At 64.2% G+C, this 19,896-nt stretch carries 17 protein-coding genes; 9 read left to right on the top strand and 8 right to left on the bottom strand.

Annotated elements, in window-relative coordinates; all coding sequences use genetic code 11:
- Positions 1-80: 80 nt before the first annotated feature.
- The 3 genes from RBA41_RS05475 to RBA41_RS05465 are packed head-to-tail and all read left to right on the top strand — an operon-like array spanning position 81 to position 5,262.
- Positions 81-656 (top strand): TOL_0243 family YfiR-like periplasmic protein, encoded by a 576-nt coding sequence (locus RBA41_RS05475; RefSeq protein ID WP_306621815.1) that lies wholly within the window; start codon positions 81-83, stop codon positions 654-656.
- Positions 653-2,680, top strand: a complete 2,028-nt coding sequence (locus RBA41_RS05470; protein WP_306621814.1) for a sensor histidine kinase, YfiR-like protein-associated — start codon at positions 653-655, stop codon at positions 2,678-2,680. The genes RBA41_RS05475 and RBA41_RS05470 overlap by 4 nt, the downstream gene beginning before the upstream one ends.
- Positions 2,677-5,262 carry an EAL domain-containing protein gene (locus tag RBA41_RS05465; RefSeq protein WP_306621812.1) on the top strand — a complete coding sequence of 862 codons (2,586 nt, stop codon included), beginning with the start codon at positions 2,677-2,679 and terminating at the stop codon, positions 5,260-5,262. Before RBA41_RS05470 ends, RBA41_RS05465 begins: the two co-directional genes overlap by 4 nt.
- A 6-nt stretch (positions 5,263-5,268) precedes the next feature.
- Here the strand turns inward: RBA41_RS05465 and thiL are convergent, their stop codons facing one another.
- Entirely contained in the window at positions 5,269-6,237 is a 969-nt protein-coding gene (thiL, locus tag RBA41_RS05460) for a thiamine-phosphate kinase (protein ID WP_306622054.1), read from the bottom strand.
- Positions 6,238-6,274: 37 nt separating this feature from the next.
- Positions 6,275-7,480, bottom strand: coding sequence for a hypothetical protein (locus RBA41_RS05455; protein ID WP_306621810.1), 1,206 nt, complete (start codon positions 7,478-7,480; stop codon positions 6,275-6,277).
- 321 nt (positions 7,481-7,801) lie between these two features.
- Here RBA41_RS05455 and RBA41_RS05450 point away from each other — a divergent pair, with 321 nt between their 5' ends.
- From RBA41_RS05450 to RBA41_RS05425, 6 genes are all read left to right on the top strand, one after another.
- Complete coding sequence (locus RBA41_RS05450; protein WP_306621808.1) at positions 7,802-10,114, top strand: NADP-dependent malic enzyme; 2,313 nt, start codon at positions 7,802-7,804, stop codon at positions 10,112-10,114.
- 326 nt (positions 10,115-10,440) lie between these two features.
- Positions 10,441-11,487 carry a GDP-mannose 4,6-dehydratase gene (gene gmd / locus RBA41_RS05445; protein ID WP_306621806.1) on the top strand — a complete coding sequence of 349 codons (1,047 nt, stop codon included), beginning with the start codon at positions 10,441-10,443 and terminating at the stop codon, positions 11,485-11,487.
- A 10-nt stretch (positions 11,488-11,497) separates the two neighbouring features.
- The gene (locus RBA41_RS05440; protein ID WP_374709486.1) at positions 11,498-12,433 is read left to right on the top strand and encodes an NAD-dependent epimerase/dehydratase family protein; all 936 of its coding nucleotides are present in this window, start codon (positions 11,498-11,500) and stop codon (positions 12,431-12,433) included.
- On the top strand, positions 12,430-13,563 hold the full coding sequence (locus tag RBA41_RS05435) for a glycosyltransferase family 4 protein (protein ID WP_306621802.1): 1,134 nt from the start codon (positions 12,430-12,432) through the stop codon (positions 13,561-13,563). The genes RBA41_RS05440 and RBA41_RS05435 overlap by 4 nt, the downstream gene beginning before the upstream one ends.
- 31 nt (positions 13,564-13,594) lie before the next feature.
- On the top strand, positions 13,595-14,740 hold the full coding sequence (locus RBA41_RS05430) for a glycosyltransferase family 4 protein (protein ID WP_306621800.1): 1,146 nt from the start codon (positions 13,595-13,597) through the stop codon (positions 14,738-14,740).
- 259 nt (positions 14,741-14,999) lie between these two features.
- Positions 15,000-15,782 (top strand): substrate-binding periplasmic protein, encoded by a 783-nt coding sequence (locus RBA41_RS05425; RefSeq protein WP_306621798.1) that lies wholly within the window; start codon positions 15,000-15,002, stop codon positions 15,780-15,782.
- Positions 15,783-15,804: 22 nt separating this feature from the next.
- Here the strand turns inward: RBA41_RS05425 and RBA41_RS05420 are convergent, their stop codons facing one another.
- The 6 genes from RBA41_RS05420 to RBA41_RS05400 form a co-directional block, all read right to left on the bottom strand.
- Positions 15,805-16,845 (bottom strand): RNA methyltransferase, encoded by a 1,041-nt coding sequence (locus tag RBA41_RS05420; protein WP_306621796.1) that lies wholly within the window; start codon positions 16,843-16,845, stop codon positions 15,805-15,807.
- Between the two features lie 85 nt (positions 16,846-16,930).
- Entirely contained in the window at positions 16,931-17,875 is a 945-nt protein-coding gene (locus tag RBA41_RS05415; RefSeq protein ID WP_306621794.1) for a hypothetical protein, read from the bottom strand.
- A 108-nt stretch (positions 17,876-17,983) separates the two neighbouring features.
- Positions 17,984-18,274 carry a hypothetical protein gene (locus RBA41_RS05410; protein WP_306621792.1) on the bottom strand — a complete coding sequence of 97 codons (291 nt, stop codon included), beginning with the start codon at positions 18,272-18,274 and terminating at the stop codon, positions 17,984-17,986.
- Positions 18,275-18,348: 74 nt separating this feature from the next.
- Positions 18,349-18,453: a curlin repeat-containing protein gene (locus RBA41_RS33425; RefSeq protein WP_374709496.1), complete on the bottom strand. Its 105-nt coding sequence runs from the start codon at positions 18,451-18,453 to the stop codon at positions 18,349-18,351.
- Between the two features lie 72 nt (positions 18,454-18,525).
- Positions 18,526-19,443 carry a CsgG/HfaB family protein gene (locus RBA41_RS05405; RefSeq protein WP_306621790.1) on the bottom strand — a complete coding sequence of 306 codons (918 nt, stop codon included), beginning with the start codon at positions 19,441-19,443 and terminating at the stop codon, positions 18,526-18,528.
- On the bottom strand, positions 19,440-19,871 hold the full coding sequence (locus RBA41_RS05400; RefSeq protein ID WP_306621788.1) for a curli assembly protein CsgF: 432 nt from the start codon (positions 19,869-19,871) through the stop codon (positions 19,440-19,442). Before RBA41_RS05400 ends, RBA41_RS05405 begins: the two co-directional genes overlap by 4 nt.
- Between the last annotated feature and the right edge of the window lie 25 nt (positions 19,872-19,896).

Below are 19,896 nucleotides of genomic sequence, written 5' to 3'. Positions count from 1 at the left end.
GGCTTTAGCGCTGAGTTTGCTTTTCTGTCTGATCCGGATTGGAGTCCCATGTCCCCGATTCTTTTGCTTGCCGAACTGCCATGGCGGGCCTGAGCCGGTTCGCACTGCGCAGGCGTGCGGGACGCTGGCTGGCGTTGCCGGCGCTGCTGGCGATGTTCGCCTGGACCAGCGTCGCCGCAGCCCAGCCCAGCGTCGAAAACCAGGTCAAGGCCGCCTACCTGTTCAAATTCGCCGGCTTCGTCGAGTGGCCTGAAGGCAGCTTCACGCGCACCGACAGCCCGCTCCAGATCGGCGTGGCCGGCAACGACGCCCTGGCCGACCAGCTCGAACAAATGGTGGCCGGCCGCACCGTCGGCGGGCACGCCATTTCGGTGCGCAAGCTGCGCCGCGGCGATGCCCTGCACGGCGTCCATATCCTGTTCATCGGCGCCGGCGAACGTTCCGCCGTGATCGACATGCTGGCGGCCGCGCGCGGCCAGTCGGTACTCACCGTTTCCGACGCCGACGACAGCATTGCTTTGGGGTGCATGATCGCTTTCGTGGTGGCCCGGGACCGGCTGCGCTTCGACGTCGCCCTCGGCCAGGTCAACTCGAGCCGGCTGCGCATCAGTGCGCGCATGCTGGCCGCCGCCAACCGTGTGCAGGGGGCCACATGATCGTCCGTTCGATCCGTGAAAAACTGGTCACGGTGGTGATGCTCACCACCCTGGCGGCGCTGCTGGTGTCGATCGGCACCGTGATCGCCTACGACCTGCGCAACTACCACAAGGCCCTGCTGGGCGACATGGCCACCCAGGCCGAACTGCTCGGCCACATGACGTCGGCCGCGCTGACCTTCGACGACGCCCGCCTGGCCACCGAAAACCTGGCGCTGCTGCGCATTCGCCCGTCGGTGCGGGCCGGTGCCATCTACGACGCCAAGGGCGCCCTGTTCGCCTCCTACCGCGCGCCGGGCCAGCGCCATCCGTTCCCGGTCAGCCCCCAGACCGACGACCTGCGCGTGAGCGGCGACGACCTGCTGCTGTACCGCAGGGTGGTCGAAAACGGCGAACTGCTCGGCACCGTGTACCTGCGCGCCGAATACACGCTGGTCGCGCGCGCGGTCGATTACCTGAGCATCGCCGCCGGCGTGGTCGCGCTGGCGATGCTGATCGCCTGGCTCATGACGCGCCGGCTCGGGCGCATCGTCACCGCGCCGATCGTCGCGCTCACCGAAACTGCGCGCGAAGTGGTCAGCACGCGCGACTACTCGCGCCGCGCCCCGCGCATCAGCGACGACGAGGCGGGCGAACTGGTGGACTCGTTCAACGCCATGCTCGGCGAGATCGAACAGCGCACCGGCGCGCTCGAAACGTCGCACCATGCGATTGCGCGCGAAGCCGAGGAGCGCGCCCGCGCCCAGCAGGAAATCATGGACCTCAACGAGCAGCTTGAGGTGCGCGTGCACGAGCGCACCATGCAGCTGGAACTGACCAACGCCGAACTGGAAGTGGCCATGGCGGCGGCCAAGAATGCCAACCAGGCCAAGTCGGCCTTCTTGTCGTCGATGAGCCACGAGCTGCGCACGCCGCTCAACGCGATTCTCGGCTTCGCCCAGATATTGACGTCCGAATCGCTGCCCTCGACGCTGCCGCAAAAGAAGGAGTTCGCCGGCCACATTCTCAAGTCGGGCCGCCACCTGCTCACCTTGATCAACGAAATCCTCGACCTGGCCAAGGTCGAATCGGGCACCGTCACATTGTCGATGGAGCCGGTGGCGCTGGCCGACATGCTGGTCGAGTGCCGCAACATGACCGAACCGCTGGCGCAGCAGCGCAAGATCCGCATGCTGTTCCCGGACGCGCCGGGCGCCGTGGTGCAGGCCGACCGCACGCGCTTGAAACAGGTGCTGCTCAATTTGCTCTCGAACGCCATCAAGTACAACCGCGAGATGGGCGCGGTGGTGTGCGACTGCAGCGTCGTCACCGCCAACCGCGTGCGCCTGTCGGTGCAGGATACCGGCATGGGCCTGCGCCCGGAGCAGATCGCGTCCCTGTTCCAGCCGTTTAACCGCCTGGGCCAGGAAAACGGCAGCGAGGAAGGCACCGGCATCGGCCTGGTCGTCACGCGCCGCCTGGTGGAGCTGATGGGCGGCGAAATCGGCGTCTCGAGCAGCGTCGGCGTGGGCACCGTGTTCTGGATCGAACTTGGCCTGACCCAGCCGGTGCCGTCGGCCGTGGGCGAAGCGGTGGTGCTGACGCTGGAACACAAGCCGGCCCCCGTGCCGCTGGCCGACCACAGCCTGCTGTACGTCGAAGACAACCCGGCCAACCTGAAGCTGGTGCAGGAGATCGTGCGCTTCCGGCCCGACCTGCACCTCCTGACCGCGCCCGACGGCCACCTCGGCATCGAACTGGCCAAGGCGCACCTGCCGGACGTGATCCTGATGGATATCAACCTGCCGTGCGTGAGCGGCCTGGACGCGCTCAAGGAACTGCGCAGCGATCCGCGCACGGCGCATATTCCGGTCATCGCGCTGACCGCCAACGCCATGCCGCGCGATGTCGAGCGCGGGCTGGCCAGCGGCTTTTTCCGTTACCTCACCAAACCGATCAACATTGACGAATTCAACGAGGCGATCGACAGCACCCTTGCATTCGCCGACACGCGGCAGCTTGCGCAGAAAGCGCGGAACCCATGATATCCCTCGATGACATCCACGACGCTGCCATCCTGATCGTCGACGACCAGCTGGTCAACGTGCAGCTGCTCGAATACCTGCTCACGACCACCGGCTACACCAATGTGAGCAGCACCACCGACCCGCGCGAAGTAGCGGCCAGGCACCTCAAGCACCGCTACGACCTGATCATCCTCGACCTGCACATGCCGGGCATGAGCGGCTTCCAGGTGATGGAGGCGCTGGCGCCCATGGAAACCGAAGCCTACCTGCCGGTGCTGGTGGTGACGGCCGAACCGGATAAAAAGCTGGCCGCGCTCGACGCCGGCGCGCGCGACTTCGTCGGCAAGCCGTTCGACCCGGTCGAAGTGCTCACGCGCATCCGCAACATGCTCGAAGTGCGCCTGCTGCACCGCGAATCGAAGAGCTACGGCACCCTGCTCGAACAGACGGTGCGCGAGCGCACCGCCGAACTGCAGCGCTTTCGCAGCGCCATGGACGCCACCAACGACGCCATCTTCCTGATCGACACCGGCTCCATGACGGTAGTCGACGTCAACGACGGCGCTTGCCGCATGCTCGGCTACCAGCGCGACGAGCTGCTGCGCCTGGACCCCACGGTGTACGGCCTGGCCGGCCCGGGCCAGCTGGCGCGCCAGGCCGACCCGGAGCGCGATGCGATACGCTACCCCGACCTGGTCGAAGACCACCTGACGCGCGCCGACCTGCGCGAAGTGGCGGTGGAAATCTACTGGCAAACCCAGAGCGTGGGCAGTACGCGCATGCTGATCGCCGTGGCGCGCGACATCAGCGAGCGCCTGGCCGCGCGCCAGCGCCTGGCCCACCTAGCCAGCTACGACAGCCTGACCGGCCTGCCCAACCGCACCCTGTTCTACCAGACCTTGCGCGAAGCGATCGAGCTGGCGCAGGACAAGCAGTGGCGCATCGTGGTGCTGTTCATCGCGCTCGACCGCTTCAAGACCGTCAACGATTCGCTCGGCTCGGCCCTGGGCGACGAATTGCTGCGCCAGTTCAGCACGCGCCTGGTGCAGTGCGTGCGCATCCGCGACACGGTCGGGCGCCTGGGCGGCGACGAATTCGCCCTCATCCTGACGATGACGCGCAACCAGCAGGACGCCGTCAACGTCGCCAACGAAGTGCGCGACACGCTGCGCGCGCCGTTCGACCTGCAGGGCAAGCAGGCCGGCCTGACGGCCAGCATCGGCATCGCCATGTACCCGGACGACGCCACCGATCCCGAAACCCTGATCAAGTACGCCGACACGGCCATGGGCCGCGCCAAGGAAGCGGGGCGCGACGGCTACCGCTTTTTCACCGCCGGCATGAACGTGCAGGTGCTGGCGCGGCTCGATCTTGAGCTGGCGCTGCGCCACGCGCTCGAGCACGGCGAATTCCTGCTGTACTTCCAGCCCAAGGTTAACCTGCGCACGGGCCGCATCAGCGGCGCCGAAGCGCTGCTGCGCTGGAACCGGCCCGGCTACGGCCTGGTATTCCCGGTCGAATTCGTGCCGGTGATGGAGGAAACCGGCTTGATCGTGCGGGTCGGCGCGTGGGTGATCGACGAAGCCTGCCGCCAGATAGCGCAGTGGTCGGCCAGCGACGTGGGTGACGTGCGCGTGGCGGTCAACGTATCGAGCCGCCAGTTCGTCGAAGGCGACCTGGAAGGCGAAATCCGCGCGGCGGTCGGCAGGCACGGGATCGACCCGGCGCTGCTCGAACTGGAACTGACCGAAAGCGCGCTGATGTCCAACGCCGAGCACACGATTGCGGTGCTGGGCAATCTCAAGCAGCTTGGCATCACGATTGCGATCGACGATTTCGGCACCGGCTATTCGAGCCTGGCGTATCTGAAGCGCTTCCCGATCGACAAGCTCAAGATCGACATCGCCTTTGTGCGCGACGTGACGGTCAATCCGGACGATGCGGCCATCGCCCTGGCCATCATCGGCATGGCCCATTCGCTGCACATGCAGGTGATCGCCGAAGGGGTGGAGACGCCGGCCCAGATGGCCTACCTGCGGCGCCACCGCTGCGACGAAGTGCAGGGTTTCCATTTCAGCCGCCCGCTGCCGGCCGCGGAGTTCGGCGAGATGGTGCTGGCCAATGTGGCGCAGCCGTCCGAGCCGGAGTCGCCCGACAGCCATCGCCAGACCTTGCTGATCGTGGACGACGACGTCAATGTGCTGTCCTCGCTGCACCGGCTGTTCAAGCGCGATAACTACCGGATTCTGACGGCGGTGTCGCCCGCCGAAGGCTTCGAGCTGCTGGCGCTGCACACGGTGCAGGTGATCGTGTGCGACCAGCGCATGCCGGGCATGAGCGGCACCGAGTTCCTGAGCAAGGTCAAGGAGCTGTATCCGGACACGATACGGATCATCCTGTCCGGCTACACGGGGCTTGAAGCGGTGCTCGACTCGATCAACCGCGGCGCGATTTACCGCTTCTACACCAAGCCGTGGGACGAGACGCAACTGCGCGATAACGTGCGGCTGGCCTTCCATCATTACTGGCTGATGAATGGGCCCAAGGACGATCCGCATAATGCGCACTTTGCCGAGGCCGGGCAGGTGCCGGCCGAATAGGGCCGGTCAGGCGCTGGCAAAGTGGTCGAAACCGGCCAGCTTCAGGTCCAGGGCTTGGCCGGCGGCGTCGACCAGGCGCAGGCCCGGTGCGGCGTCGATTGTCCCGACGCGCGTCACCGCGGTGCCGCAGGCAACGCCCGCGGCGATGATCGCTTCGCGCTGCGCGCGCGGGGCCGTGAAGCACAACTCGTAATCGTCGCCGCCGGCGGCGCAGAACTGGCGCCGCAGCGCCTGCGGCTGCGCGGCCAGTACCGGTCCTGCGGGCAGCGCATCGACGTCGAGCGTGGCGCCGACGTTTGATGCGGCCAGGATGTGACCGAGGTCGCCCACCAGGCCGTCCGAGATATCGATGGCGGCATGGGCCAGACGCTCGCCGGCCAACGCCAGGCCCAGCGCCACGCGCGGGGTCGGCGTGTGCATGCGGGTACCGGCCGCGAACAGGGGGGCATCGTCCAGCGGATATTCCTTGCGGTAGCCCGCCAGGGCGAGGCGGGCGTCGCCCAGCGTGCCCGAAATCCACAGGTCGTCGCCGGCGATGGCGGCATCGCGCCGCAACGCGTGGCCAGGCGCCAGTTCGCCGAAAATGGTGATGCAGATGTTCAGCGGGCCTTTGGTGGTGTCGCCGCCGATCAGTTCACAGCCATGCTGGTCGGCCAGCGCGAACAGGCCGGCGGCAAATCCGGACAGCCAGTCGGGATTGGCCGCCGGCAGCGCCAGCGCCAGGGTGAAAGCTACCGGCCGCGCGCCCATCGCGGCCAGGTCCGACAGGTTCACCGCCAGGCACTTGTGGCCCAGCATGCGCGCATCGGCGCCGGCGAAGAAATGGCGGTCCTCGACCAGCATGTCGGATGAAATGGCCATCTGCATGCCGGGGGAGGGGGCGAGCAGCGCGCAATCGTCGCCGATGCCGAGCGCTGCCCGGCCCGGGCGCTGACGTTTGAAGTACTGCTTGATGAGGTCGAATTCGGAGAGCATGCGCGATTGTACAGCCATGCCACTCCGCAGCGGCAGCTTACAGGCGGCCCAGCTTGACCTCCACCAGGCGGCCTTTTTTCTGGAACTCTTCGTTGACCGTCACCAGGATGCGTCCCTGCGCATCTTCCGCGATCGAGGTCACCTGGCTGGTGGCGTCCGCCGACGTACGCTTGTAACCCGGCAGCAGGGACGACAGGTCGGTCCACTTGTCGCCGTTGTCCTCCGACCATGCTAAATAGGGCAAGCCCTTGGCCTTGTCGAACCCGGCGGCGACGATCACGTTGGGTTTACCGGCCGGCGAGAGCAACTGGGTGATGTAGGGATAGTTGACTCCGCCCGTCAACGGTTGCTTGAGCACGAACTTGTAGCTCTTGCCGCTGTCATCGCTGCGCAGCAGCCCGCCCTCGACGCCGATGAACACGCGCTCGCTCGTGCCCAGCGTGGTAATCAGATGCACGTTGCGGTTTTCCAGTTCCGGCACGCTCAACGGCACGGGAACCGTGGAGGCCAGCGCCGAATTGTCGGCGTTCATGGTGTAGGCGCGCACGTAGGCCATGTCGAGCGGACATTCGCCGCCCGTCAGCAGGCGCCCGCCCACCACCTCGAACGATTGGTGGGTGCAGCTCATGCTGTCCATCGTCCCCATGATCGGACGCCAGGTGGCGCCCTGGTCGTTCGAGACCTGCACATTCTGGCCGGCGCCGCCGTTGGCGAACCAGCGCTTGCCGACCGCCTTGACGTCGCCCACGTACATGCGCTCGCAATAGCTTGCGTAGCAGATCCGGAAGTCCTTGTCCTTGGGAACGAAGCTCATCTTCGCCTGGTCCAGCTCGCACAAGGTATGTTCGTCGGCGCTGCCCCAGGCCGGCTGCATCAGGAGCGTCTTGCCGTCGACCTGCTTCAGTTCGGCGGCGCGCCGCGTTTCGACCTGCTCGCTGGCCGGCAGCCTGCACTCGCCCAGGCCGACCGTTTGCCAGGCCGACTTGGTGCTGACCCCGCGCGCGGTGGCCAGGATGACGCTGCCGTCGGTTTCGGTATTGGTCAGCGCGACGTAGGCATTCTTGTCGTCGATGGTGATCGAGTTCATGCCACGCTCGTGATTCATCAGCACATCGACGCGCGCGATCGGGTCCGGCACGGGAGGGGGCAAGGGTTTGCCCCCGTCGCCGCCGCCACCGCCGCACCCGGTCAGCAGGGTGGCGGCGATCAGTCCGGCGGGAAGACAGTGTTGGAGTGGTTTCATGGGACGCTCTTTCGACAGGGTTGGCGGAAAGCTCGCGCCGCGCAGGGTCAGGGTTCCCGCCCGCAGCGCCGCGATGCCGGTGCATTGTCCTGCGAGCCCGCAGCATGGGTCTATTGCGTTTCTGTCTAGGATTTGTAGCAACTGTCAGCGATCTGTACCGTGCTGTAGCGCCGAGCGAGCGATCGCTTTTTTGTTTGTTGTGATGAAATTTTCATGTTTTGGGGCAATTGACCCGAAGTTGGTGAAAATACGTAGCTTGTTGAAAGATCACGTCTGATAAAATCCTCAGTCCCCGACAGTACACAGGAAGGCCGTACCAGCATGGATTCGTCACCAGAGAAGAAGGAAGAACTGCGCCAGCAACTGCGCCTCGCCGCGCTCGAGTATCACGAGAGCCCCCGTCCCGGAAAAATCAGCGTCACGCCCACCAAGCAGCTGCTCAACCAGCGCGACCTGGCCCTGGCGTACTCGCCCGGCGTGGCGGCTCCTTGCGAAGAAATCGTCAAGGATCCGGGCAACGCGTATAAATACACGGCGCGCGGCAATCTGGTGGCGGTCATCACCAACGGTACCGCCGTGCTGGGTCTGGGCAATATCGGTCCGCTGGCGTCCAAGCCGGTGATGGAAGGCAAGGGCGTGCTGTTCAAGAAGTTCGCCGGCATCGATGTGTTCGACATCGAGATCAACGAGCAGGATCCGGACAAGCTGGTCAACATCATCGCCTCGCTGGAACCGACGTTCGGCGGCATCAACCTGGAAGATATCAAGGCGCCCGAGTGCTTCTATATCGAGCGCCAGTTGCGCGACCGCATGAAGATTCCGGTGTTCCACGATGACCAGCACGGTACCGCGATCATCGTCGGCGCCGCGATCCTGAACGGCGTCAAGGTGGTCGGCAAGGATATCCGCGAGTGCAAGCTGGTGGTGTCGGGCGCGGGCGCGGCGGCGCTGGCCTGCCTGGAACTGATCGTCGACCTCGGCTTTCCGATCGAGAACATCTATGTGACCGACCTGGCCGGCGTGGTCTACAAGGGCCGCGTCGAACTGATGGACCCGGACAAGGCGCGCTTCGCGCAAGACACGCCATTGCGCACCCTGGCTGAAGTCATGCCGGGCGCCGACATTTTCCTGGGCCTGTCCGCTGGCGGCGTGCTCAAGCAGGATATGGTCAAGGAAATGGCGGCCAATCCGCTGATCCTGGCGCTCGCCAATCCGACCCCGGAAATCCTGCCGGAAGAAGTCAAGGCCGTGCGCGGCGACGCCATCATCGCCACCGGCCGTTCGGACTATCCGAACCAGGTGAACAATGTGCTGTGCTTCCCCTACATTTTCCGCGGCGCCCTCGATTGCGGCGCCACCACCATCACGCGCGAAATGGAAATTGCGGTCGTGCACGCGATTGCCGACCTGGCCCACGCCGAGCAGTCGGACGTGGTGGCCACCACCTACGGCATCAGCAACCTCTCGTTCGGCCCGGAATACCTGATCCCGATGCCGTTCGATCCGCGCCTCTTGATCCACATCGCCCCGGCCGTGGCCAAGGCGGCGTTCGAGTCGGGCGTGGCGACGCGTCCGATCGCCAACCTGGAAGCCTACGCCGACAGCCTGCAGCAGTTCGTGTACCGCAGCGGCACCTTCATGAAGCCGCTGTTCGCGGTGGCCAAGGCGGCCCCGCCGGAACTCAAGCGCATCGTCTACGCCGAAGGCGAAGAAGAGCGCGTGCTGCGCGCCGTGCAGGTGGTGGTCGACGAGAAGCTGGCGCGCCCGATCCTGGTCGGCCGTCCGAGCGTGCTGGAGCAGCGCATCGAGAAGTTCGGCCTGCGCCTGAAGCAAGGCGAGCATTTCGACGTCATCAATCCGGACCACGAAGACCGCTACCGCGATTACTGGCAGACCTATTACGCGATGACCATGCGTAAAGGCGTGACCCAGGAATACGCCAAGCTGGAAATGCGCCGCCGCCACAGCCTGATCGGCGCGATGATGATCCACAAGGGCCACGCCGACGGCATGATCTGCGGCACCTTCGGCACCACCAACCTGCACCTGCACTATATCGACCAGGTATTGGGCAAGCGCGATGGCGCCAATGTGTACGCGGCGATGAATTTCCTGATCCTGCCGGAACGCCAGATGGCCATCGTCGATACCCACGTCAACGAAAACCCGAGCGCCGAGCAGCTGGCCGAGATCACCATCATGGCGGCCGACGAGATGAGCCGCTTCGGCCTGATTCCGCGCGCGGCGCTGTTGTCGCACTCGAACTTCGGTTCGGCCAACAGTGCATCGGCGCAAAAGATGCGCGCCGCGCTGGCGCTGGTGCAGCAAAAGGCGCCGCAGCTGGAAATCGATGGCGAGATGCACGGCGACGTGGCGCTCGACGCCAAGCTGCGCATGCAGCTGATGCCGCACTCGACCCTGCAGGGCGAGGCCAACCTGCTGGTGATGCCGAATATCGACAGCGCCAACATTGCCTACAACCTGCTCAAGACCGCGGCCGGCAACGGCATCGCGATCGGCCCGGTGCTGCTAGGCTGCGCCAAGCCGGTGCACATCCTGACCCCATCGGCCACGGTGCGCCGGATCGTCAACATGACGGCCCTGTGCGTGGTCGACGCCGTCTCGGAACGCTGATCGGCAAGTACTACGGCGCGTGTGTTTTGCGCGCCACAAAAGGGCCGGCATCGCCATCGATGCCGGCCTTTTTTTGTAGTAATTTCGCAGAGGAAAAACGTGCATTACTACATTTCATTACAGTTCAAGATAGGCGTAACAATGCGTAAGCTGGCGCCGCCCTTCCTCGTGATCGGGGCATAATATCCACGCAGCTTGTTGTTCATATTGCACGAAACGCTTTTGCGTAAAGAATGATCAAACCGATTCTGTTACAATGCTGAGTTGTTAACTGCGAGTTGGACGTGCAGATTACCGCTCTCCAACTACACACGAATATCACGAATATGCAAAAAACAACAAAAAAAGCCCTGATTACCGGGATCACCGGGCAAGATGGCGCTTACCTTGCGCAGTTGTTGCTTGAAAAGGGCTACGAGGTCACCGGGACGTATCGTCGCACGAGTTCGGTCAATTTCTGGCGTATCGAAGAGCTGGGTATCCAGGCTCACCCAAATCTGCGCCTGGTCGAATACGACCTGACCGATTTGTCGTCCAGCATACGCCTGATCCAGACCGCCGAGCCTGACGAGGTGTACAACCTCGCGGCCCAGAGTTTCGTCGGTGTGTCGTTCGAGCAGCCGGTTGCTACCGCAAGCATAACGGGTCTGGGGGCAGTTAACCTGCTCGAAGCGATTCGCATCGTCAACCCGAAAGCGCGCTTCTACCAGGCGTCGACCTCCGAAATGTTCGGCAAGGTCCAGGCCATCCCGCAAGTCGAAGATACCCCGTTCTATCCGCGCAGTCCGTACGGTGTGGCCAAGCTGTACGCCCACTGGATGACGGTCAATTACCGCGAGTCGTATGGCATCTTCGGTTCCAGCGGCATCCTGTTCAATCACGAATCGCCCCTGCGCGGCCGTGAATTCGTTACCCGCAAGATCACCGATTCGGTCGCCAAGATCGTGCTCAACAAGCTCGACGTGCTGGAACTGGGCAATCTCGACGCCAAGCGCGACTGGGGTTATGCCAAGGAATACGTCGAAGGCATGTGGCGCATCCTGCAGGCCGCGCAGCCCGACACCTTCATCCTGGCCACCAACCGTACCGAAACCGTGCGCGACTTCGTCACCATGGCGTTCAAGGGCGCCGGCATCGATATCGACTACACGGGCACGGGCGAAGCCGAGCGAGGCCATTGCGCCCGCACCGGCAAGCTGCTGGTGCGCATCAGTCCCAAGTTCTACCGTCCCGCCGAAGTCGAGTTGCTGATCGGCGATCCGGCCAAGGCCCTGCGCGAACTGGGCTGGGCGCCGACAACCACCTTGGAGCAGTTGTGCCAGATGATGGTCGAGGCCGACATGCGCCGCAACGAACAGGGTTTTTCCTTCTGATATGACGGGCATGGTCACGGAAACGTCCCCCGCGCCCGGCGCCGAAGGGCAGGGCAAACGTGCCCTGATCACCGGCCTGCACGGCTTCACGGGGCGCTACGTGGCGCGCGAACTGGCTGCGGCCGGCTATCGCGTGTTCGGCACCGTGGTGCCGGGCCATGGGAGCGATGCTCCTGAACCCGATGTGTTCGCGGTCGACCTGCTGGACCGCGCCGGCGTGGCCGCCATGGTCGAACAGGTGCAGCCGGACGTCGTGGTGCACCTGGCCGGCATCGCTTTTGTGGCGCATGCCAACGCCGAACTGATTTACCGCGTCAACATCGTCGGCACCCGCAACCTGCTCGAAGCGCTGGCGGCCCAGCCCCACCAGCCGTCGGCGGTGCTGCTGGCATCGTCCGCCAACGTCTACGGCAACGCCAGCGTCGGCCAGATCGATGAGTCCCTGGCGCCCGCGCCGGCCAACGATTACGCCGTCAGCAAGCTGGCCATGGAACACATGGCGCAGTTGTGGAGCGACAAGCTGCCGATCATCATCGTGCGGCCATTCAACTATACCGGCGTGGGCCAGGACGACAACTTCCTGCTGCCCAAAATCGTCTCGCATTTCCGCAAGGCGGCGCCGGTGATCGAATTGGGCAACCAAGCCATCGCGCGCGATTTTTCCGACGTGCGCATGGTGGCCGACAGCTACCGCCGCCTGTTGGCGGCCAACGTGGCCGGCCAGACCTTCAATATCTGTTCCGGCCAGGCGCATTCGCTGGGCGAGGTCATCGCGCTGATGGAGTCGATTGCCGGCTACCGGATCGAGGTGAAGGTCAATCCGGCCTTCGTGCGCGCCAAGGATGTGCTGGTCCTGATGGGTAACAATGAAAAACTGCGCGGCGCGATCGGGGCCATGTCCCCGATTCCGCTCGCCGACACGCTGCGCTGGATGTACCAGGCGTGAGCCGCCTGCGCGTCGGCCTGGGAACGACCATGATCGAACCGGGCCTGACCGGCGGAAGACTGGACGGGATCGGCGTGTACACCCAGGCGCTGCTGCAGCACTTGCCGCAGGCCGGCTGCGATGTGGCCGCTTATTCGTATCCGCGCCTGCGCGGCGACGCCACGGCGATCAGCGTGGGCCAGGCAATGCCGCAATCGTTCGAGGCGGCCAGCCTGGCCGACCTGCTCACCCCGGGGGCGAACCGGGTGCACATGCCGGCCGATATTTTTCACGCGACCGATTACCGCATCGTGCGCATGGATTGCCCGGTGGTGGCGACCCTGCACGATGCGCTGCCGATCAAGTATCCGCAGTGGTGCAGCCCCGGCATGCGGCGCGCCAAGAACTGGATGCAGCAAAAAGCCGCGCGCAAGGCACAACATGTGATCGCGGTGTCGAACTTTGCGATCGGTGAACTGGTCGAATGCTTCGGGGTCGATGAAAACAGGATCAGCGTGGTGCCCAACGGCGTCGACGCGGCGTGGCTGCAGGCGCCCGATGCGTCGGCCGTGGCAGCTACCTTGCTGCGGAACGGCCTGCGTGCAGGCTATTTTTTGTTTGTCGGTACTTTGCAGCCGCGCAAGAACGTCGAGCGCCTGCTCAGTGCCTACCTGAGTTTGCCGGACGCGCTGCGGGCCGAGCGCCAGCTGGTGATTGTCGGCAGCGCCGGCTGGCGCTGCGAAGAGCTGATCGCGCGTGTCAAGGCGGCGCAGCAGGATGGCGAGCAGGTCGTCTGGCTGAACCAGCTGACCGGTGCCGACGGACTGCGCCATGTGTATGCGGGCGCGGGCGTGTTTGTATTTCCGTCCTTGTATGAAGGTTTCGGTATTCCCGTCGTCGAGGCGTTTGCATCGGGGGTGCCGGTCGTGGCCTCGAATAGCAGTTCCTTGCCGGAAGTAACCCGGGGCGCGGCGCTTGACGTCGATCCGGGCAACACTGGTGACATCGCCGCGGCGATGCAAGCGCTGGCGCGCGACGATGCGCTGCGCTCGCGTTGCATTGCGGCGGGCCGCGCTCGCGCAGCCCAGTTGACCTGGCACGACACCGCGCTGCAGACCGCCGCCGTGTATCGTGCCGTCCTTTCACAATAATTTGCCGTCGTACTGAGCCACTTGCGAAACTATGCGTGTCCTACATTTCTATAAAACCTATTTCCCGGAATCGGTGGGCGGCGTCGAGCAGGTCATCCGGCAGATGTGCGTCGGCACGGGCCGCCTGGGCGTGCGCAATGAGGTACTGACGCTCACGCGCCAGAAGGAAAAGCGCGACGTCGAATTCGAAGGCCACAAGGTGCGCCTGCTGCCGCTCGACTTCGAGATTTCCTCGACCGGTTTTTCGCTGGCCGCCTTTGGCGAACTGGCGCGCATGGCCGAAGAAGCGGACGTGGTGCACTACCACTTCCCGTGGCCCTTCATGGACCTGGCGCACTTTATTTCGCGCATCAAGAAGCCGAGCCTGGTGACCTACCACTCCGACATCGTGCGCCAGAAGCAGTTGCTGCGCCTGTACCAGCCGCTCAAGCACCGTTTCCTGCAAAGTGTCGACACCATCGTCGCCACCTCGCCAAATTACATGGCGTCGTCGGCCGTGCTGGACCGTTATCGCGACAAGACGCGCGTCATCACCTACGGTCTGGACAAGACCATTTACCCGGAACCGGACCAGGCGCGCATGGACAAATGGCGCGCCCAGATCGGCGAGCGGTTCTTTTTGTTCGTCGGTGTGCTGCGCTATTACAAGGGCTTGCATATTTTGCTCGACGCGGTTGCCAATACCGATTATCCGGTGGTGATCGTCGGGGCCGGTCCCATCGAGAGCGAGCTCAAGGCGCACGCCGAACGGCTCGGCCTGACCCACGTGCTGTTCGTCGGCGCGCTCGACGAGGCCGACAAGGTAGCCTTGCTGACCCTGTGCTACGCGCTGGTGTTCCCGTCGCATTTGCGTTCGGAAGCGTTCGGTATTTCGCTGCTGGAAGGGGCAATGTACGGCAAGCCGATGATTTCGAGCGAGATCGGCACCGGCACGACCTACATCAACATCGATGCGGAAACCGGGTTGGTCGTGCCGCCGAGCGATCCGCAAGCGTTTGGCGACGCCATGCGCAAGCTGTGGGACAACCCGGAACTGGCGCAAGCCATGGGTGAGCGCGCGGAAGCACGCTATTGGGAGTTGTTCACCGCCGAGCAGATGGCCAAGAGCTACACCGCGCTGTATCACGAACTGGTGGCGCGTCATGCCACCGTGGCGCTGGCGCAAGTGCAGGCCTGAGTCGTCGCGGCGGCAATGCCCGCTGCGCAGGGCTTGCCCGGCCTTTTGGCTGCGAACGCAACACCGTCATGCCTGCCAGTGGCAGGAATGGCGGTGTTGAATGTCACGGCCAACATGATGTGGTCAACGCTATCCGCCCTCTCCCTTTTTGCATTCCCGGACTACATTTCCTCCGGCTGATTCGTACTCAGCAGCACGATTGCCGCCCCAACGCGGGAACTGGTATGCTTTGACGAGGGAATCGCAAAGGCCGGGTATGGTGAAGCTGTTATTACTTGTTGCGGGATTGCTGGCCGGGGCGCATGTCCAGGCCGCCTCGCCGCAGGCTTCTCCCCGGCTCTACATCACGACCGAATATTCGCCGCCGGCCAGCATGCTCGAAGGTGAGCGCGTGATTGGCTATTCCACCGAAAAGATCCGCGACATCATGGCGCGCGCATCGATCAGCTATTCGATCGATCTGCTTCCCTGGAAGCGCGCCTACACCGCGGCCGTGCAGCGGCCCAACGGCTGCGTCTACGCGACCACGCGCACGCCCGAACGCGAGCAACTGTTCAAATGGGTGGGGCCTACCGACGAGGGCGAGTGGGTGCTGCTGGGACGGGCCGACCGCGCTTATCAGCTCACCACCCTGGAAGACGCGCGCGGGCTGCGCATCGGCACCTACAACGGCGACGCGCGCGACGACTATCTGCGTTCGCGTGGTTTCCTGGTCGATCCGGCGCCGAACGACATGCTCAATCCGCAAAAATTGCTGATGAACCGGATCGACCTGTGGGCCGCCGGTTTGCGTCCTGGCAGCGGCGTGCTCGAACAAAACGGCTGGGCGGGGAAGATTGTCCCCGTGCTGGTGTTTAACCGGATCAAGGTCTATCTCGCCTGCAACCGCGCCATTCCCGACCCCGTGATCGACAAGATGAATGCCGCGCTCGACGCCATGAACCGCGACGGCACCTCGCGCCGGCTGGAGCGCAAGTACGACAACTGGGTGACGCGCAAGCCGACCGAGGCCGAGGCCGGGCAGGGCGTTCCGGCTCGCTGAAGGGCCGGGCAGGAGGGGCGTCTCAGGCCGCGTCTGCCCGGCCGATCGTAATCGTCCTGCGCACCGGTGCGGCGGCGCGTGCGCGCAGTTGTCCGCAGCCGCCGTCGACATCTTGCCCGGCCGAATCGCGCAGCTTGGTCAGCACCCCGCGCTGATGGAGCGTGGCGGCAATGGCGCGCGCACTCTCCCAACTGGGCCGCTTGAACGCCAGATCAGGAATCGTATTGTATGGAATCATGTTCAGCACGGCATATTTGCCTTTTAGCAGGCGCACGATGCCGTCGATCTCGTCCTCCCCATCGTTAATGCCTTCGAGCAGGGTCCACTGATACTGCACCGGATAGCCGGTCAGCCGGGCATACTGCTCGCCCGCCTCGACCAGTTGCTCGGGCGTGATGCGCGGCGCGCGCGGCAGCAATTGCTCGCGCAGCGCGGGCTTGCTTGTGTGCAGCGACAGTGCCAATGCAGGTTTGACCACGCCCTGCGCCAAACGTTCAAACACGCGCGGGTCGCCCACGGTCGAAAACACCAGGTTCTTGTGCCCGATATTGCCTTCCGTCCCCAGCAGTTCGATGGCGTCGAGCACATTGTCGAGATTATGGGCTGGCTCGCCCATGCCCATGAACACCACTTTTTTCACCGGCCGCTGGGTGCGCGCCAGCACCACCTGGGCGATGATCTCGCCGCTGCTGACCTGGCGGATCAGCCCTTCGCGTCCGGTCATGCAGAACTGGCAGCCGACCGCACAGCCGACCTGGCTGGACACGCACAGGCCGTCGCGCGGCAGCAGCACGCTTTCGACCGCCTGGCCATCGGCCAGTCCGACCAGCAAGCGGGCCGAGCCATCTTCACCGGGATGCGAGGAAATCAGCCGTGCCATGGCCTGCAGCTCGGCATCGAGCGCGGGCAGGGCGGTGCGTACGCCAAGGGGCAGGAAATCGTTGGGACGGCGCCGTCCCTGATCGTAGGGGCGGCCCTGGACCCAGTCGCGCAGCACGCGCTGTTCGTGCAAGGGCAGGGCGCCCAAGGCGCGCAGGCGCTGGCGGATGGATGTAAGTTGCATCGCGCTATTTTATTGCATACGCGCGGCGGACGGGATGTTGGAATGAAAACGGCGCAGTTGCCTGCGCCGCCGGGTGGATCATTGGCTAGTGCTGGACGATGCCGGCCACATTACCGCTGCCATGTTGCGCGACGTTGGCGCTATAGCTGTTGCCGCTCTGCGCGATCGACGAGTAATTGATCTTGCCGCCGGTACCGAACTGATTGACCTGCGCCTTGTTGTCGTAGCCGTTCTGCGCGACCAGCGATTCGCTGCCGACCCCGGCTTGCGTCAGGGTCGTCAGGTTCTTGTTGCCTTTCTGGTTGATGGTACTGATGTTTTTCTTGCCCGACTGCTCGGTAAGTGCATTGTTGTCCGAACCACTCTGGGCAATTGTGGAGCCAAGCTGCTGAGCGTCTTTCTGGGTTGCCTTGGCAGTATTCGAGTTGCCGCTCTGCTTGATGTTGACGTCGCTGAAATCCACCTTGGTCTGGGTGGCAACCGCATTGTTCTGCGAGCCGTTCTGGTCGATATTGGCAATGCCGTGGCCGGAATCGAGCTGTTTGACTGCAATCTTGTTGTCGGCCCCGCTCTGCTTCGCAGTCAGCTGAGAATCGGAAACGTTTTGCTGCTCGAGCGTGGCAGCGTTCTTTTTGCCTTCCTGGGACAGCGAGGCTTTGCTCTTCTTATCATTGTCTTGCCGAATCGTGCCGGCATTCTGCTCGCCGCTCTGCGATACCAGGGCGGTCGACTGGGATGAATTTTCCTGGCGGATGGCGGCGTTGTTCTCATTTCCTTTTTGGGAAATCTGGGCATCGACATCCTGGCTCTTCTTCTGGAAGATGCCTGGATTTTTGGCGTCGCCCGCCTTGTTGTTGTTGCCGACTTGGGAAATCGCCGCCTTCGCTCCTTTTGCATCAAACTGTTCCGCATAGGTGATGTTGCCGTCGCCTTTCTGCGCGGTGGCGACGGAATTGTCCGCAGCCTGGGCCGAGATGGTGGCAAACGCCAATGCCAGTGCGCTTGCCAGTGCCGATAAAGGATACTTCATGATAGCCTCCGTAAATGAATGGGGTCAGGTCAAGTTCGATTCAGCAACCCCTATATCTGAATACCGGCATGCGGTCATCACCGCGCGGGCCGGCGCCGCCGATCAGCGTTAATGTTGATAAATGCAGGCCTGGTTGGCGCTGCCGGTCTGTGACACGTCCGCCGTCGCATCAGCGCCGGTCTGGTCGATGCCGAGCGGCGCAAGGTGCACGCTCTCCTGCACGAGCGCAAGCCAATTCGCATCGCCTTCCTGCTGCAGGATCGCGCCTTCGACAGCCGAGTGGAGCTGGGCGAGCGCGGCGTGCAGGTCCGGGCCGGCGGTATCGTTTGCGGCCCGGGCTGCGGCGCCTGAGAACGCAACCGTGAGGGCGAGTGCCATCGCCGATAAAGGGGATTTCATGGAGTGCCTCCGTGGATTGTCGTGACCGGGCCTGGCGCGATTGAGCGACCCCGATGAGTGAACGAGTAAGTGGATCAGCGACTTTCATGGCGAATCAGCGTGGCAGTCTTGCCGCTGCCATATTGGCTAAGCCGCGCGCTCCCTTCGCGGCCATATTGTTCGATACGGGCGGTATTCAGGCTGCCGGCCAGCGGCCAGTTCGGACGGCCCCAGGCCGCCGCCGGCGCGCAGCATCGGTGGCAGGAAGGGATTCATCGCTCACTCCCGGCCTTGGCGGGAGCGCGCCGGCCAGCGGTGATGGTGCTGGTGCCGGACTGCTTGGGCCGATACATGGCGTCGCGCTCGTCCAGGTAACGCTGGAGCACCGGATTGGACCAGTGCGCCTCGTCCTTCAAGGCCCAGCTGCCATCCTTCAAACCCTGTACGATCAGGTGGGCCACGCCGGCCTCGATCGCTTCGCCGACGCACAGCTGGGTCGGTTCGTTACGCGTCATGCCGCCTTCGAGTTCGAGCAAATCCTTCACGTTCACGAACTTGAACACGCTGGGATGGATCTCGTACGAGTAGACCGTCTTGGTGGTCGAGACGCTATGCAGGACCTGTCCACCGCGAATATCGATGGTGCGCAGATTGACCGTGACCTGGTCGACCCGGTATTGCGTGCTCAGGCCAATGCCGAGGAAGCGCGCGCCGGCGCCGCCGGTGCGCACATTGCTTTCGTACGCAACGATGCCACCCTCGATGAGCACCGACGCGGCCACCAGCGACGGAATCTGCACCAGCGGCGTGCCGGCCGGCTGCGGCATTTCCAGCGCCCGCATGATCTTGCGTTCGGTCAGCAGGTTCTGCAGGTTTTCGCGCTCGACCGGGATGAACCAGCCCGATTCCTTGAGCGCCTTGACCAGCATCGACGAGGCGCCCTGCGTGACGATGGTGGAAAACGAGCTGTCCGGGGATGGTTTGTATTGCCCGGTCTGGTCGCGGACGCCGTACACGGCAACGGCTACCTTGCCTTTCGGAGGAGGCAGGTTGAGCAGGTCGCGCGTGACCGGCGTGATGGGCGCCAGTTGCGCAGCGGCCGTGACCGCCGAGGGCGGATGGCGGAAGCTGCAGCCCGCGAGCAGGCTGGCGCCGGCCGTGGCGGCAATCGCCCAGCGCAGGGCGTTCATTGTGCCACCTCGAAGGTGGTGGTGGTGCCGGTGCTGCGGTCGGTCGTCGTGATGCGCAGCATGCCGCCACCGAGGTCGGCGACGGTGATGGTGAAGTTGGCGGTGGAGAAGGTCCCAGGCACCAGCTTGCCGTCCGGCCCCTGCAGTTTGGAGGTGGCGGCCGAGGCGAGTTGACTTAACACAGTGCGTTCGAGCGTTTGATTGAACTGTGCGAGCGGCGACTGGTCGAAGAAAGAAGAGCCACCGAGGCCCTTGTCCTCCTTGTGCTTGGTGGTGGCCGTCGCGCTTGCCAGCAGCCCTGGGCCGTTGGCCGGGTAGCCGCCGAACGACGGGTTGACGGGCAAATACACGAGTTCAGTCGCGGTGGCGGCGTTCGCCAGTACGACCAGGCACAGCGTTGCCGCGCGGGTGATGGAATGGAGTGGCATGGCTGATTTCCTTACTTTGATGGAG

It is taken from the genome of Massilia scottii, from assembly GCF_030846495.1.
Taxonomy (GTDB): Bacteria; Pseudomonadota; Gammaproteobacteria; order Burkholderiales; family Burkholderiaceae_D; genus Telluria_A; species Telluria_A violaceinigra.
This window is presented reverse-complemented; position numbering and strand designations above follow the sequence as displayed.

Excerpts from the sequence above, each read along its gene's own strand:
- RBA41_RS05475 (WP_306621815.1), top strand. The coding sequence starts at position 81 with ATGGCGGGCCTGAGCCGGTTCGCACTGCGCAGGCGTGCGGGACGCTGG.
- RBA41_RS05470 (WP_306621814.1), top strand. The coding sequence starts at position 653 with ATGATCGTCCGTTCGATCCGTGAAAAACTGGTCACGGTGGTGATGCTC.
- RBA41_RS05465 (WP_306621812.1), top strand. The coding sequence starts at position 2,677 with ATGATATCCCTCGATGACATCCACGACGCTGCCATCCTGATCGTCGAC.
- thiL (WP_306622054.1), bottom strand. The coding sequence starts at position 6,237 with ATGCTCTCCGAATTCGACCTCATCAAGCAGTACTTCAAACGTCAGCGC.
- RBA41_RS05455 (WP_306621810.1), bottom strand. The coding sequence starts at position 7,480 with ATGAAACCACTCCAACACTGTCTTCCCGCCGGACTGATCGCCGCCACC.
- RBA41_RS05450 (WP_306621808.1), top strand. The coding sequence starts at position 7,802 with ATGGATTCGTCACCAGAGAAGAAGGAAGAACTGCGCCAGCAACTGCGC.
- gmd (WP_306621806.1), top strand. The coding sequence starts at position 10,441 with ATGCAAAAAACAACAAAAAAAGCCCTGATTACCGGGATCACCGGGCAA.
- RBA41_RS05440 (WP_374709486.1), top strand. The coding sequence starts at position 11,498 with ATGGTCACGGAAACGTCCCCCGCGCCCGGCGCCGAAGGGCAGGGCAAA.
- RBA41_RS05430 (WP_306621800.1), top strand. The coding sequence starts at position 13,595 with ATGCGTGTCCTACATTTCTATAAAACCTATTTCCCGGAATCGGTGGGC.
- RBA41_RS05420 (WP_306621796.1), bottom strand. The coding sequence starts at position 16,845 with ATGCAACTTACATCCATCCGCCAGCGCCTGCGCGCCTTGGGCGCCCTG.
- RBA41_RS05415 (WP_306621794.1), bottom strand. The coding sequence starts at position 17,875 with ATGAAGTATCCTTTATCGGCACTGGCAAGCGCACTGGCATTGGCGTTT.
- RBA41_RS05410 (WP_306621792.1), bottom strand. The coding sequence starts at position 18,274 with ATGAAATCCCCTTTATCGGCGATGGCACTCGCCCTCACGGTTGCGTTC.
- RBA41_RS05405 (WP_306621790.1), bottom strand. The coding sequence starts at position 19,443 with ATGAACGCCCTGCGCTGGGCGATTGCCGCCACGGCCGGCGCCAGCCTG.
- RBA41_RS05400 (WP_306621788.1), bottom strand. The coding sequence starts at position 19,871 with ATGCCACTCCATTCCATCACCCGCGCGGCAACGCTGTGCCTGGTCGTA.